13 protein-coding genes are annotated in these 13,777 nt (G+C 47.9%); all 13 read left to right on the forward strand.

All coding sequences use genetic code 11. From position 1 onward, the window contains the following. Window positions 1-117: 117 nt before the first annotated feature. Window positions 118-573, forward strand: coding sequence for a hypothetical protein (locus K0H59_RS02995; protein WP_011621393.1), 456 nt, complete (start codon window positions 118-120; stop codon window positions 571-573). A gap of 244 nt (window positions 574-817) precedes the next feature. Beyond that, window positions 818-2,317, forward strand: coding sequence for an NAD(P)H-hydrate dehydratase (locus K0H59_RS03000; protein ID WP_220054616.1), 1,500 nt, complete (start codon window positions 818-820; stop codon window positions 2,315-2,317). Between the two features lie 79 nt (window positions 2,318-2,396). Continuing rightward, window positions 2,397-2,855 (forward strand): tRNA (adenosine(37)-N6)-threonylcarbamoyltransferase complex ATPase subunit type 1 TsaE, encoded by a 459-nt coding sequence (gene tsaE, locus K0H59_RS03005; protein ID WP_011621395.1) that lies wholly within the window; start codon window positions 2,397-2,399, stop codon window positions 2,853-2,855. 8 nt (window positions 2,856-2,863) lie between these two features. Then, a complete protein-coding gene (locus K0H59_RS03010; protein ID WP_220054617.1) occupies window positions 2,864-4,255 on the forward strand; it encodes an N-acetylmuramoyl-L-alanine amidase in 1,392 nt (463 codons plus the stop codon). A gap of 4 nt (window positions 4,256-4,259) precedes the next feature. Then, a complete protein-coding gene (gene mutL / locus K0H59_RS03015; protein ID WP_408733568.1) occupies window positions 4,260-6,203 on the forward strand; it encodes a DNA mismatch repair endonuclease MutL in 1,944 nt (647 codons plus the stop codon). Next, window positions 6,196-7,122, forward strand: a complete 927-nt coding sequence (gene miaA, locus K0H59_RS03020) for a tRNA (adenosine(37)-N6)-dimethylallyltransferase MiaA (protein ID WP_220054619.1) — start codon at window positions 6,196-6,198, stop codon at window positions 7,120-7,122. The genes mutL and miaA overlap by 8 nt, the downstream gene beginning before the upstream one ends. A 92-nt stretch (window positions 7,123-7,214) precedes the next feature. Beyond that, entirely contained in the window at window positions 7,215-7,487 is a 273-nt protein-coding gene (gene hfq / locus K0H59_RS03025; protein ID WP_011070934.1) for an RNA chaperone Hfq, read from the forward strand. A 24-nt stretch (window positions 7,488-7,511) separates the two neighbouring features. After that, complete coding sequence (hflX, locus tag K0H59_RS03030; RefSeq protein WP_220054620.1) at window positions 7,512-8,819, forward strand: ribosome rescue GTPase HflX; 1,308 nt, start codon at window positions 7,512-7,514, stop codon at window positions 8,817-8,819. A 36-nt stretch (window positions 8,820-8,855) separates the two neighbouring features. Beyond that, window positions 8,856-10,001 carry an FtsH protease activity modulator HflK gene (gene hflK, locus K0H59_RS03035; RefSeq protein WP_011715790.1) on the forward strand — a complete coding sequence of 382 codons (1,146 nt, stop codon included), beginning with the start codon at window positions 8,856-8,858 and terminating at the stop codon, window positions 9,999-10,001. A 3-nt stretch (window positions 10,002-10,004) separates the two neighbouring features. Beyond that, the gene (hflC, locus tag K0H59_RS03040; RefSeq protein ID WP_086904175.1) at window positions 10,005-10,898 is read left to right on the forward strand and encodes a protease modulator HflC; all 894 of its coding nucleotides are present in this window, start codon (window positions 10,005-10,007) and stop codon (window positions 10,896-10,898) included. A gap of 368 nt (window positions 10,899-11,266) precedes the next feature. Next, window positions 11,267-11,857, forward strand: coding sequence for a ubiquinol-cytochrome c reductase iron-sulfur subunit (gene petA, locus K0H59_RS03045; protein ID WP_011715792.1), 591 nt, complete (start codon window positions 11,267-11,269; stop codon window positions 11,855-11,857). Beyond that, window positions 11,857-13,071, forward strand: coding sequence for a cytochrome bc complex cytochrome b subunit (locus K0H59_RS03050; RefSeq protein WP_011715793.1), 1,215 nt, complete (start codon window positions 11,857-11,859; stop codon window positions 13,069-13,071). Before petA ends, K0H59_RS03050 begins: the two co-directional genes overlap by 1 nt. Then, entirely contained in the window at window positions 13,071-13,769 is a 699-nt protein-coding gene (locus K0H59_RS03055; protein ID WP_011715794.1) for a cytochrome c1, read from the forward strand. The genes K0H59_RS03050 and K0H59_RS03055 overlap by 1 nt, the downstream gene beginning before the upstream one ends. The last annotated feature ends 8 nt before the right edge of the window (window positions 13,770-13,777 follow it).

Here is a 13,777-nt window from a genome sequence, read left to right on the forward strand (position 1 = left end):
GCGTTGCGAAAGTTAAATTATGACCTTGTTCAAATATTCGCAACGCTTTTACTTACATAATGAATCCAGACAAAGTTAATAGCGCCAAGTAGTTGGCTTAACACTGGAGTGCATTATATGCGTATTCAACAATTGCGTGATTTACTTGAGTATGTGGCGAACTGCCGCTTAGATATGGCGCAACTCTATGGCCGACTGAATAATCAGGCCGATTCTGCCCGCGTGAAGATGATGCTGGAATATTTTGAGTCTCACCAAAAACATGTGGCTGAAAAATTGCGTGATTATATGGATGAGGCGCCCGTTAGAGTATTAGATACTTGGTATAAAGACTTTGTATTTGAAGACTTTACTAAGCGCTGCCAAGACACTATGTTGCCCGCCAATATGACCGAGGATGATGTGCTCAATCTGCACCTCGATTTAGAAAATCGACTGATCGGCTTATTGGAAAAAACCGTTAACTCAACTACTGCCGAGGATGCCCGCACCGCATTAGAGGGCCTGATTCGAGTAGAGAAAACTCAGCAGCAACGCCTAGTGCATAGCACAATTCGGATGGACGATATCTAATTCGATTCAGAATGACCTTTCAAAGCCAGCGTAATGCTGGCTTTGTTGTCTTTACCGGATGAGTATTTTTCACTTTGGACGCTTTTTGCATGGCAACTGATTTACGTCATAATTTTTTGGGGCGGTTTTTGCTACTTTCTTGATCTCATTGGTTGATTTGACCTTGTAATGCTTGGTTCTCACCAATCACAGGGTGTGTTAGGTGAGCTGTCCTTTTGATTATTTGTCGCGCAGGAGATCCTCTATGGCACAAGATTTATCGAGTTTACCCACGGCGCTTTATACGCAGCAGCAGGTGAGAACCGCCGAATTGCTCGCTGTTTCAGAAGGGGAAACCACTTTATATCAATTAGTTGAACGTGCTGGTCGAGCGGCATTTGAGTGCTTTACTCAGCAGAGTGAACGGCATCCTCAGCTTGAAGGAATGCCTTTACTGGTATTGGCGGGCAGCGGCAATAATGGTGCCGATGCGCTAGTTTGCGCGCGCCTAGTCTTAGAAGCAGGGCATCAGGTCAAGGTGTACTTACTCAAGACCCAAGGCACAGCTGAATTCGAGCAGGCACTTTCTGCCTATCTAACCAAGGGCGGTGTTATCGATGCCCCAAATATCGAAGCGATACAACAGGCACCAGTCATTATCGATGGTTTACTGGGCACGGGAGTTAAGGGCGCCGTGCGTGAGGATATTGCAGCACTGATCCATGCCATCAATCAGAGTGAGGCTTGGGTGCTGAGTTTAGATCTGCCCTCGGGGATTGTTGCCGATACGGGGGTTGTCGCTCAGGTCGCCGTGATGGCGGATGTCACTTTGTGCTTTGGTGGATTAAAACAGGGGCTTTTGACCAGCAAGGCGAGACATCACTGCGGCTATTTAGCCTTTGCCGATCTGGGATTAACGCCTTTCTTCGATGCTGAGAGTGCTACGCGAGTCGGCGGTGAAATGTTAAAAAGCCATTTTGCCGCAAGAGCACGGGACAGCCACAAGGGACAATCGGGTAAGGTAACGCTGATCGGTGGTGACTTTGGTATGGCAGGAGCCATTCGCCTTGCCAGTGAAGCCTGTTTACGTGCGGGCGCCGGATTGGTGACAGTGATCAGCAGGCCAGAGCATCAACTGACAGTAAACGTCTCGCGCCCCGAATTGATGTTTTGGGGCTGTGAACTGGTCGATATGGAAGTCTATCTGCGCCTAGGTTGGGCACAGGTGGTGGTACTTGGCCCCGGTTTAGGAAAACACGACTGGGGTTATAACTTGTTTAAAGCTGCGGGCTTAAGCGATAAACCCTGTGTGCTCGATGCCGATGCCCTGAATCTGCTCAGTCAAGAACCGCGCAGGCAAACTAACTGGGTACTCACGCCTCATCCCGGGGAAGCCGCGCGGCTCTTGGGATGCAGTGTCGCCGACATTGAGCAGGATAGATTTGCTGCCGTGCGTGCTCTGCAGCAAAAATATGGTGGCGTGGTGCTGCTCAAAGGCGCCGGCACTGTCATTTATGATGGAAAACAGATGGTCGTGGCACCTGTTGGAAATCCTGGGCTTGCGAGTGGTGGGTGCGGCGATGTGTTATCTGGTATTATAGGCGCACTTATGGCTCAAGGAATGGATAACATGCAGGCGACCGTTGTTGGGGTTGTCGTTCATGGCTGCGCGGCGGATTTGGCTGCAGTGCAGGGTGAGCGGGGCATGTTAGCCAGCGATTTGATGCCTTTTATTCGCCAATTAGTAAATAGTGATTTACTCTAGGCGCTGTAAAACTTAAGCGCGGGGCATTCCCGCGCTTAAGTTGCCTCCTCCATCCATAACAGCAGTGATAAAAGCGGAAATGACAGAGTTAACCTTTCAATTAAATAACGAAGACGAGACTATTGCAGTTGGGCAAAAACTGGCCCGCCATATTCAAGCGCCTTTGACTCTGTATTTGACGGGGGATTTAGGGGCGGGTAAAACCACTCTGAGCCGCGGTTTAATCCAAGGATTAGGGCATAAAGGAGCGGTAAAGAGCCCGACCTACACTTTAGTTGAACCTTATGAGCTAGACGGTGTCGAAGTTTATCATTTTGATTTGTATCGTTTAAACGATCCTGAAGAACTCGAGTTCATGGGGATCCGTGATTACTTTACCGATAGCAGCCTGTGCATTGTGGAATGGCCTGACAAAGGTCATGGACTCTTGCCCGATGCCGATATTCACCTGCATTTAAATTATGTTAACCAAGGACGTGAAATCCAAATTCGAGCCTTAACAGAATCAGGTAAAAAGCTATTAGCCGCAATAAAATAAAAACAAAGATGACTAAAAATAAGCATTACTTTCAGACTATTACTCTTTTTCTGTGCGCTTTTTTTGCTGTAGCAGCCCACGCGGCTAACCAGCTTGAGGGCGTACGTATTTGGGCTGCCCCCGAGTCGACCCGTGTGGTGTTCGATTTGAGCGAAGCGCCTAATTACACTTATTTTTCCCTCGATGGGCCCAATCGTTTGGTGGTCGACCTTAAAAAGGCGTCGACAAAACTGAGCCTGAAAAATATCGATAACAACAGTAAATTGGTTAAAGGGGTTCGCGTCAGCAAATCACCCACTAAAGGTGATTTACGTTTGGTGATCGATCTGGTTAAGCCATTAAATGCTAACCTGTTTTCCCTACCGGTGACGGCGCCCTATGGTAATCGTCTGGTAGTCGATCTCGAGGATAAAACCTTAACCACGGCGACAGCTGTGGTGAGTTCTACTCCCGTTAAAACGGTGACTCAATCGGCGCAATCGTCCCGTGATATTGTGGTGGCCATTGATGCGGGTCATGGTGGTGATGATCCAGGTTCTATTGGACCTTCAGGTGTTTACGAGAAAAAAGTCGCACTGGAAATAGCAAAAAGAGTGGCCAGCAAGATCAACGACACGCCGGGTATGCGCGCCGTGATGATCCGTACCGGCGATTACTTTGTGAATTTGAACAAGCGCTCCGAGCTCGCCCGTAACAGTAAGGCCGATTTACTGATTTCTATCCACGCCGATGCCTTTACCTCGCCCCAGCCAAAGGGGGCGTCAGTGTGGGTGTTGTCGATGCGCCGCGCGAACAGTGAAATTGGTCGTTGGTTAGAGCAAAAAGAGAAACACTCAGAACTCTTGGGTGGTGCAGGGGAAATTATCCAAAATACCGATAACGAACAGTATCTTGCAATGACTCTGCTCGACATGTCCATGAACAGTTCGATGGCCATAGGTCACTCTGTTGCTGGGGATATTTTGAAGGATCTCGGTTCTGTAACTGAGCTGCATAAGAGTCGCCCTGAGTCTGCGAGTCTTGCGGTATTAAAATCCCCCGATATTCCCTCTATTCTGGTGGAGACAGGATTTATTTCGAATCCGAAGGAAGAGCGGTTACTTAATAGCAGTCGCCATCAGGAAAGTATCGCAACCGCTATCCATAAGGGCGTTAGCCGTTATTTCCACAATAACCCGCCAGCAGACACCTTGCTCGCGAAGCGTAATAGCGGTGGTACAACGGCCAGCACGAGCGCGAAATCATCCTCGGGAAATATTAAACACAAGGTGAGCCGCGGCGAGTCACTTTCGGCAATTGCTCAGCGTTATCAAGTGCCTATGGCAAGCATTAAGCGCGCCAATGGCATGAAGACGGATGTGGTACAACTCGGGCAAACACTCGTCATTCCTGAGAGTTAATAGGATGAAGTCTATGGGGATCCAGATCCTTCCGCCGCAACTAGCCAACCAAATCGCCGCCGGAGAGGTGGTCGAACGGCCGGCTTCTGTGGTGAAGGAACTTGTCGAGAACAGCCTAGATGCTGGGGCGACGCGTATCGATATCGAAATCGATAAGGGCGGCAGCAAGCTGATTAAGATCCGCGACAATGGTTCGGGGATCCCAAAGGATGAGCTGGCCTTAGCCTTGTCGCGCCATGCCACCTCGAAATTGCATTCCCTTGACGACCTTGAAGCCATCCTCAGCTTTGGCTTTCGCGGCGAGGCATTGGCGAGTATCAGCTCTGTGTCCCGCTTAACCTTGACCTCGCGTACGGCCGAGCAAACGGAAGCCTGGCAGGCTTATGCCGAAGGCGTCGACATGGCGGTTAAGGTGATGCCGGCCGCACATCCTGTTGGTTCAACTATCGAAGTTGTCGACCTGTTTTTTAATACGCCCGCCCGTAGACGTTTTCTTAAAAGCGATAAAACCGAATTTACCCATATCGATGAATGGTTAAAACGCATTGCGTTAGTGCGTGGGGATATCCACTTTACCTTGACCCACAATGGCAAAACCGTACGTAATTATCGTCCAGCGATGAATGAGCCGCAGTATTTGCAGCGATTGACTCAGGTTGCTGGACGCCAATTTGCCGATGAGGCGTTGCGGGTCGAATGCCAACACGATGACCTACGTTTAAGTGGTTATTTACAGTCGCCTTGGTCAACGGTGTTAACCGACACCCATTACTTTTATGTGAATGGTCGCTTAGTGCGTGACCGTTTAGTCAATCATGCGGTGCGCCAAGCATTTGCCCAAAAAGCCGAGGTCGAACAGCCGGGTTATGTGTTGATGCTGGATATCGATCCCCATCAGGTAGATGTGAACGTGCATCCGGCGAAACACGAAGTGCGCTTTCATCAGAGCCGTTATGTGCATGATTATATTCTGCAGGCACTGCAATCGGCGCTCGAAGAAGCGGGTGAACTGGGTTTTGAGCATCCTTTCGAGCCAAGTTCGCCACAGGTTGGGGATGAGGTCTCTCTCTCCGAATCTGGGGCGCAGACACAAACAGAGCATCATGCCTTCGAGCTGCAATCGCCTGAGTCTAAAACGCATTCAACTAGGAATGAAGCTTCACGTGTTGATACTTCTCGCGCCGAGATGTCACGGGATTCTCAGCTAGCTGAGCGTACTCGGGATATTGCTAGCACGCGTCCGTACGCTGGCGTGCAGAGCAATGCCTACGGCAGTATGGCGGTTCCGCGGGAGTCACGTAGTGGTTCGGCTGGGGAAAATCGTGCCCGAGCCGAGCTTCCTTCTAAGGCGGCTATCGCCAGTTACGGCGAATTATTGCAAACGCCATCCTATAGCGTGCAGGACAAGCCGTATCAACCCGTGCTTGCAATGCCCGCCATACTCAATGGTCAATATTGGGTATTAGCGCAGGGGCAAAACTTGAGTCTGTTGCCGATTCAATCTGTGGCGTTAGCGACACGTAGCCATGAGATAGAAACAAAGCTGGCAACTGGTTTGATAGGTCAGCCATTATTGATGCCAGTGTCGATAGCCGCCGATGCGGATTGGCCAGCATTACTCGAAGAACATGAAACACTTATCCGGCAATTAGGATTAGAACTAACAATTCGCTATCAGCAGTTGATAATCAAAAAAGTGCCCCCATATCTCAGGGATAGCCAGTTAGCGAAGGTGATCCCCGAGTGGTTGCAATCGCTACGTTTTGAAGCGCCAGCACCTAATGCATTGGCTGTGTGGCTGGCAGAGCAGAGCTTAACTGGATTTACCTCGGCTGCGGATATTTGGGCTGCCTATTGCCAGTTAACTGAAGAGAAAAGACAGCAAATTGCCGATAAAGCAGTATCCTTACCTTGGCAATCGTGGCTAGAAGAGCAAGCAATTGAATAAAGAATTACAGCCAAAAGTGGTTTTTTTGATGGGACCAACGGCGTCCGGAAAAACCGCTTTAGCAATCGAATTAGCCGAAAAGCATAATTGCGAGATTATCTCGGTTGATTCAGCATTGATCTATCGTGGCATGGACATTGGCAGTGCTAAGCCCTCTGCCGAGGAATTAGCACGAGGTCCGCATCGACTGATCGACATCCGCGATCCGGCAGAGAGCTACTCCGCCGCCGATTTTAGAGCCGATGCGCTGCGCGAGATTGAACAGATTATTAGCATGGGAAAGACCCCCATATTAGTGGGCGGCACCATGATGTACTTTAAGGCGCTATTAGAAGGATTATCGCCGTTACCGAGTGCCGATGAAGCGATTCGGGCCGATATTCAAGCCGAAGCGGACGCAAACGGATGGGAAGCACTGCACGCACAATTAAGGGAGATAGATCCCGTATCGGCAGAAAGAATTCATCCTAATGATCCACAAAGGCTTTCAAGAGCGATAGAAGTATATAGAATAAGCGGTAAGAGTCTGACCGAGTTAACTCAAACCAAGTCGGCTCCTTTACCCTACGATGTGGTGCAATTTGCCATTGCGCCCCGTGAGCGCAAAGTGCTGCATGAGTTAATCGGGCAGCGTTTTCGGATAATGTTAGAGCAAGGTTTTATTGATGAAGTCGCCCAGCTGAAAGCGAGAGGTGACCTACATTTAGATTTGCCCTCAATGCGTTGCGTGGGATATCGACAATGTTGGCAGTATCTCGATGGTGAATTTGACTATGATACTATGGTCGAAAAAGCCGTTGCCGCTACTAGGCAATTAGCTAAGCGTCAATTAACATGGTTGCGTAGTTGGCCAGAGTTGAATTGGCTTGAAAGTGGTGCTGAGGGGAATTTAGTTACACTTATGCGTCAATGCCGCTAGCTTATTAGCCCTTGCTGTATAATACTAAAACTAAACAAAAAACTTCACTGATAACGATTTATTTTTATATAAATTAAAAAGGAAATAATAAAATGGCTAAGGGGCAATCTTTACAAGACCCATTTTTGAACGCACTACGCCGCGAGCGCGTTCCTGTATCAATTTACTTGGTAAACGGCATTAAACTCCAAGGACAGGTAGAGTCGTTTGATCAGTTTGTCATTCTGTTGAAAAACACAGTGAGCCAAATGGTTTACAAACACGCTATTTCTACCGTAGTACCTGCTCGTCCATTTAACGTTGCTGGCCATCAAAATGCCCAGGGCGGTTATGGCGCGCAAGACGATATGCCAAGTGGCGAATAAGTTTTAGTTTGAGGAGTTTGCTTCTTGTTTGATCGTTATGAGGCGGGAGAAACAGCGGTTCTTGTCCATATCGACTTTTCCGATGAGGAACGCCGAGAAGACTTAGTCGAGTTACAGCTATTAGTCGAGTCAGCTGGAGCACGCTCAGTCGGGGTCATTACTGGAAGTCGACGCTCACCAGACCGTAAGTTTTTTATTGGTTCTGGTAAAGCCGAGGAGTTAGCTGCATTAGTGGCTGCAACTGAGGCTAATGTGGTTATTTTCAATCACGCCTTGAGTCCTGCTCAAGAGCGAAACCTTGAACAGGTGTGTCAGTGCCGAGTATTGGACCGGACCACGCTGATCTTGGATATTTTCGCTCAACGTGCTCGGACCCATGAAGGTAAGTTACAGGTGGAGCTAGCGCAATTGCGCCACATGTCGACGCGTCTTGTGCGTGGTTGGACTCACCTTGAGCGCCAAAAAGGCGGTATCGGTTTACGTGGTCCGGGTGAAACCCAGCTAGAAACCGATAGACGTTTGCTCAGGGGCCGCATTAAAAATATCAATAAACGCTTAGAGCGTGTTGATAAACAACGTGAGCAGAGTCGCCGCGCCCGTAAGCGTAGTGACATGCCAACAGTCTCATTAGTGGGTTATACCAACGCGGGCAAGTCAACGCTGTTTAATGCCTTAACCTCATCTGATGTTTATGCAGCCGACCAGCTATTTGCCACACTCGATCCCACATTGAGAAAGTTAGATCTGCCCGACGGTGCCGTAATTTTAGCGGATACTGTAGGTTTTATTCGCCATTTACCACACGATCTGGTTGCCGCGTTTAAGGCAACATTGCAGGAAACGCGTCAAGCGGAATTACTGCTGCATATTGTTGATTGTGCTGATGAAAACATGGCGGATAACTTCGAGCAGGTGCAAAACGTGCTCGAAGATATCGATGCTGCCGAAGTGATGCAGTTGGTCGTTTGTAATAAAATCGACCTGCTTGAGGATGTCGCGCCGCGCATTGAATACGATGAACGTGGTAAGCCGATACGCGTCTGGCTTTCGGCACAAAAACGTTTGGGATTTGATCTGCTCCTGAAGGCGATCACCGAGTTGATTGGTGAAGTTATTCATGAGTTTACACTTAAGATTCCGGCAACTGCTGGACATTATCTTGGCCAGTTTTATCGACTGGATGCGATACAGCAGAAAGAGTACGACGATCTGGGGAACTGTATTTTGTCTGTTCGTTTATCGGATGCCGATTGGCGCCGATTAGCTAAACAGAGTCAGGGTGAGTTAGAAACCTTTATCTTCGATCCGTCGACAGAAAAGGCTGTTTGTTAATAATCTAATTTATTTCATCCACTTATGGAGTGCTAAATGGCTTGGAACGAGCCCGGTAACAAGGGTAATGATCCTTGGGGAAATAAAGGTGGTAACGACAAAGGACCACCAGACCTTGATGAGGTTTTTCGTAATCTTTCAAAACGCTTTGGCGGCAAAGGCAATGGCTCATCAGGCCAGAGCTTTAGTTCGTTCAGCTTAATCATCATTCTTGCCATCGCTTTTGTTGTTTGGGGACTCTCGGGTTTTTACACCATTAAAGAAGCTGAGCGTGGTGTTGCGCTGCGTTTTGGTCAGCACATTGGTGAGGTGGGACCTGGTCTGCATTGGAAGGCTACGTTTATCGACCAGATTTATCCCGTTGATGTGCAGTCTGTTCGCTCCATTCCCGCTTCTGGCAGCATGTTGACCTCAGATGAAAACGTCGTGAAGGTCGAGTTGGACGTACAGTATCGTATTCTAGATGCGTACTCTTATCTGTTCAGTGCCGTTGATGCGAATGCCAGCTTACGTGAAGCCACAGACAGTGCGCTGCGTTATGTCATTGGCCACAACAAGATGGACGATATTCTGACCACAGGTCGTGATGCGATTCGTCGCGATACTTGGAAAGAACTCGAGCGCATCATTGAGCCGTACAAATTAGGCTTAGCCATTGTTGACGTTAACTTTTTGCCTGCTCGTCCACCTGAAGAAGTGAAAGATGCTTTCGATGATGCGATTGCGGCGCAAGAAGACGAACAACGCTTTATCCGTGAAGCCGAAGCTTATGCCCGTGAAGTTGAGCCTAAAGCGCGCGGTGAAGTTGAGCGTATGGCGCAACAAGCGAATGCCTATAAAGAGCGTGAAATTCTTGAGGCTCGCGGTAAAGTGGCTCGTTTCGAGTTGCTGTTACCTGAGTACCAAGCGGCACCTGAAGTGACCCGTAAACGTTTGTATCTCGATGCAATGCAGCAGGTGATGACAGATACCAACAAGGTACTGATCGACGCCAAGAACAATGGCAATTTAATGTATTTGCCTTTAGACAAGTTAATGAAAGAGAAGCCTGTGACTACGCCAGAGGTTGAGCATAAGGCTCAGCAGAACGTCAATTCTTCATCTATGTCAACGACTCGCATTGGTGAGCCTTTGAGTGGACGCCCTTCTCGCGAGGACCGTGCTCGCCAAGGGAGGGAGTAATCCATGGGTAGATTAGGTATTGTTCTGATTGCCATCGTATTAGGCATAGGTCTGTCATCTGTTATGGTGGTTAACGAAGGCGAGCGTGCGATTGTGGCGCGTTTCGGTGAAATCGTTAAAGACAACGTTGACGGCAAACCAGTGACCCGCGTTTTCGCCCCAGGCATACACTTTAAAGTGCCTGTGATCGATAAAGTGAAGTTACTCGATGCGCGTATCCAAACCTTAGATGGTGCGGCCGATCGTTTCGTTACCTCTGAGAAAAAAGATTTGATGGTCGACTCCTATGTGAAGTGGCGTATTTTCGACTTCGAAAAATACTACCTCTCCACTAACGGCGGGATTAAGTCGAATGCTGAGACCTTACTACAACGTAAGATCAACAACGACTTACGTACCGAGTTTGGTCGTCGCACTATCAAGGAAATCGTTTCTGGTAAACGCGATGAGCTGCAAAATGATGCGTTAGAAAACGCTTCAGAAAGCGCTAAAGACTTAGGTATTGAAGTGGTTGACGTGCGCGTGAAGCAAATCAACCTACCCGCAAACGTGAGTAACAGTATTTATCAACGTATGCGTGCCGAGCGTCAAGCGGTTGCCAAAGAGCATAGAGCACAGGGTAAAGAGCAGTCTGAAATCATTCGCGCTACGATTGATGCCAACGTGACCGTGAAGATTGCCGAAGCCGAGCGTAAAGCTTTAACCATCCGTGGTGAAGGTGATGCGCAAGCTGCGAAGATTTATTCTGACGCTTACAGTAAAGATCCTGAGTTCTTCAGCTTCTTACGTAGCTTAGATGCATACCGTGCGAGTTTCTCCGGTAACTCTGATGTGATGGTATTAGAACCAGATAGCGAGTTCTTCAAATATATGAAGAGCACTTCGCCTAAGAAGTAAGCAATCAGAAATGTATTGAAATGGGTCCTGACAACAGGGCCCATTTTTTTATCTGCAGGAAAACGTAAAGTTGCAAAATGAGAGTTGGAGTTATATTAGCGATGCATGGATTATGCCGACCTCACAGACCATTTGCTCAAAAAGTATATCAAAACGATTAAAATCGCTTAATAGTTGTGCTTTTTTTGTCCATTTTATAAAAAACACGCAATCTCCCTAACTTAGTTGAGTGTTTTCACTATGATCTGCTTCTAATTTTTAGCTATAATGAGCCCCGCTTCAAACTTCGATTTTTGCCCATGGTGATAACTAGGGGGCAGAAAGTCTTTGAAAAACAAAAATTCCAACACCCTCTGGGAGATAAGTGGATGAGCAATGCGCCAGTCGATACCGGACGTCGCAGATTCCTGACAGCCGCAACCGCCGTAGTAGGTGGTGCTGGTGCCGTCGCTGTAGCGGTTCCTTTCATCAAGTCATGGAATCCGAGTGCCAAGGCGAAAGCTGCAGGTGCGCCGGTAGAAGTAAATATCAGTAAAATTGAGCCAGGTCAGCTGATCCGTGTTGAATGGCGTGGAAAACCTGTATGGGTTGTCCGTCGCACAGAAGCAGTGATTAATGAACTGCCAACACACGACGATAAGCTAAGAGATCCAGCGTCTGCAGAAATGCAACAACCTGAATATGCAACAAATCCTCTGCGTTCTATTAAGCCAGAGTATTTTATTGCCGTCGGTATTTGTACCCACCTAGGATGTTCACCCACTTATTTACCAGATTCATTTGGTGAGCAAGTTCAAGGTGTGACTTCTGGTTTCTTCTGTCCATGTCATGGTTCTAAGTTCGATATGGCGGGCCGCGTATTCCAAGGCGTTCCAGCTCCATTGAACCTAGTTATCCCTCCACATCAATACGTTGATGATGGCACCGTTATCATCGGTGTAGATAAAGGAGTGGCGTAATGGTTAAGAATTTAATTAATTGGATCGATGCGCGTATCCCAATGACGGCGACTTATAACCGTCACGTGGGTCAGTATGCGACGCCAACTAACTTTAACTTCTGGTACTTCTTCGGTTCATTAGCCATGTTGGTATTGGTTAACCAATTACTGACGGGTATCTGGTTGACCATGAACTATGTACCAACAGCAGAAGGTGCTTTTGCCTCTGTAGAATACATCATGCGTGACGTAGAGTACGGCTGGTTATTGCGTTATATGCACTCAACTGGTGCGTCTGCATTCTTCGTGGTGATCTACTTACATATGTTCCGTGGTCTGATTTACGGTTCATATCAAAAGCCTAGAGAACTGCTGTGGCTCTTCGGTATGTTGATTTTCCTCGTGCTGATGGCTGAAGCCTTTATGGGTTACTTGCTGCCATGGGGACAAATGTCTTACTGGGGCGCGCAGGTAATTATTTCTCTGTTCGGTGCTATCCCTGTTATCGGTGATGACTTAACCCTGTGGATCCGTGGTGACTACGTGATCTCTGGCGCGACACTGAACCGTTTCTTCGCTCTGCACGTTATCGCACTGCCATTAGTGTTAGTGGTTTTAGTGTTCTTACACTTAATCGCTCTGCACGAAGTGGGTTCAAACAACCCAGACGGTATCGAAATCAAGAAGAACAAAGACGAGAATGGCTGGCCAGTCGATGGTATTCCATTCCACCCATACTACACAGTTAAAGACATTATGGGTGTTGCGGGCTTCCTGATCGTGTTCTGTTACGTACTGTTCTTCATCCCTGAAGGCGGCGGTTACTTCCTTGAGAAGCCAAACTTTGAAGCGGCTAACCCAATGAAGACACCAGAGCACATTGCACCTGTATGGTACTTCACTCCGTTCTACGCCATCTTACGTGCTGTTCCCGATAAATTGGGCGGTGTGGTAATGATGGGTCTGTCGATTGCAGTACTGTTCGTATTGCCTTGGTTAGACCGTTGTAAAGTGAAGTCAATTCGCTACCGCAGCACGCTGCACAAGTTGAACATCGCTCAGTTCGCTGTATCGTTCATCGTCTTAGGTTACTTAGGCGCTGTACCTGCAACACCAGAGCTGACTATTGTTGCACGTATCTTCACTGTGACGTATTTCGGCTACTTCTTATTACTGTGGTTATACAGCAAAAATGAGAAAACTAAGCCTGTTCCAGCGAGGTTGACACACTAATGAAAAAATTACTGATTGCATTAGTTACATTGATCCCGACGCTGGCGATGGCCGCGAGTGGACACAATGTACATTTAGAAAAAGCCAATGTTGATCTGCATGATAAGGCTTCTTTAGAGCGTGGTCTGGATATGTTCCAACACTATTGCTCTGGTTGTCACAGCACTCAGTATCAACGCTATGAGCGTGTGGCAAACGACATCGGTATTTCTGCCGATGATATGCGTAGCAAGTATATGTTCACCGATGCCAAAATCGGTGAGCTGATGCAAAACGCAATTCCACACAAAGATGCTGCTAAGTGGTTCGGTGCTACACCACCAGACTTAACCTTAGTCGCACGTGTTCGTGGCGAAGACTGGGTGTATTCATACCTCAAAGGCTTCTACAAAGACCCAAGCCGTCCATTCGGCGTAAACAACACTGTCTTCCCATCAGTGGGTATGCCACACGTTCTTGAAGAACTGCAAGGCACACCTGTTAAGCAAGAAGATGGCACTATTGTGGTCTCTGGTGGTAAGTTAAATGCAGAAGAGTATGACCAAGCAGTACGTGATATCACTGGCTTCTTAGTCTATTCGGCTGAACCTGTTAAGTTAGAGCGTCAAGCTTTAGGTTGGTGGGTACTTGGATTCCTGTTTATCTTCTTTATTGTGGCCTACCTCTTGAAGAAAGAGTACTGGAAAGATGTACACTAGGCACCAAT

This window comes from Shewanella sp. FJAT-51649 (genome assembly GCF_019457435.1).
GTDB lineage: Bacteria > Pseudomonadota > Gammaproteobacteria > Enterobacterales > Shewanellaceae > Shewanella > Shewanella mangrovisoli.

Bases quoted from the DNA above. Each gene is read 5' to 3' on its own strand.
- K0H59_RS02995 (WP_011621393.1), top strand. From the start codon at position 118: ATGCGTATTCAACAATTGCGTGATTTACTTGAGTATGTGGCGAACTGC.
- K0H59_RS03000 (WP_220054616.1), top strand. From the start codon at position 818: ATGGCACAAGATTTATCGAGTTTACCCACGGCGCTTTATACGCAGCAG.
- tsaE (WP_011621395.1), top strand. From the start codon at position 2,397: ATGACAGAGTTAACCTTTCAATTAAATAACGAAGACGAGACTATTGCA.
- K0H59_RS03010 (WP_220054617.1), top strand. From the start codon at position 2,864: ATGACTAAAAATAAGCATTACTTTCAGACTATTACTCTTTTTCTGTGC.
- mutL (WP_408733568.1), top strand. From the start codon at position 4,260: ATGAAGTCTATGGGGATCCAGATCCTTCCGCCGCAACTAGCCAACCAA.
- hfq (WP_011070934.1), top strand. From the start codon at position 7,215: ATGGCTAAGGGGCAATCTTTACAAGACCCATTTTTGAACGCACTACGC.
- hflK (WP_011715790.1), top strand. From the start codon at position 8,856: ATGGCTTGGAACGAGCCCGGTAACAAGGGTAATGATCCTTGGGGAAAT.
- hflC (WP_086904175.1), top strand. From the start codon at position 10,005: ATGGGTAGATTAGGTATTGTTCTGATTGCCATCGTATTAGGCATAGGT.
- petA (WP_011715792.1), top strand. From the start codon at position 11,267: ATGAGCAATGCGCCAGTCGATACCGGACGTCGCAGATTCCTGACAGCC.
- K0H59_RS03050 (WP_011715793.1), top strand. From the start codon at position 11,857: ATGGTTAAGAATTTAATTAATTGGATCGATGCGCGTATCCCAATGACG.
- K0H59_RS03055 (WP_011715794.1), top strand. From the start codon at position 13,071: ATGAAAAAATTACTGATTGCATTAGTTACATTGATCCCGACGCTGGCG.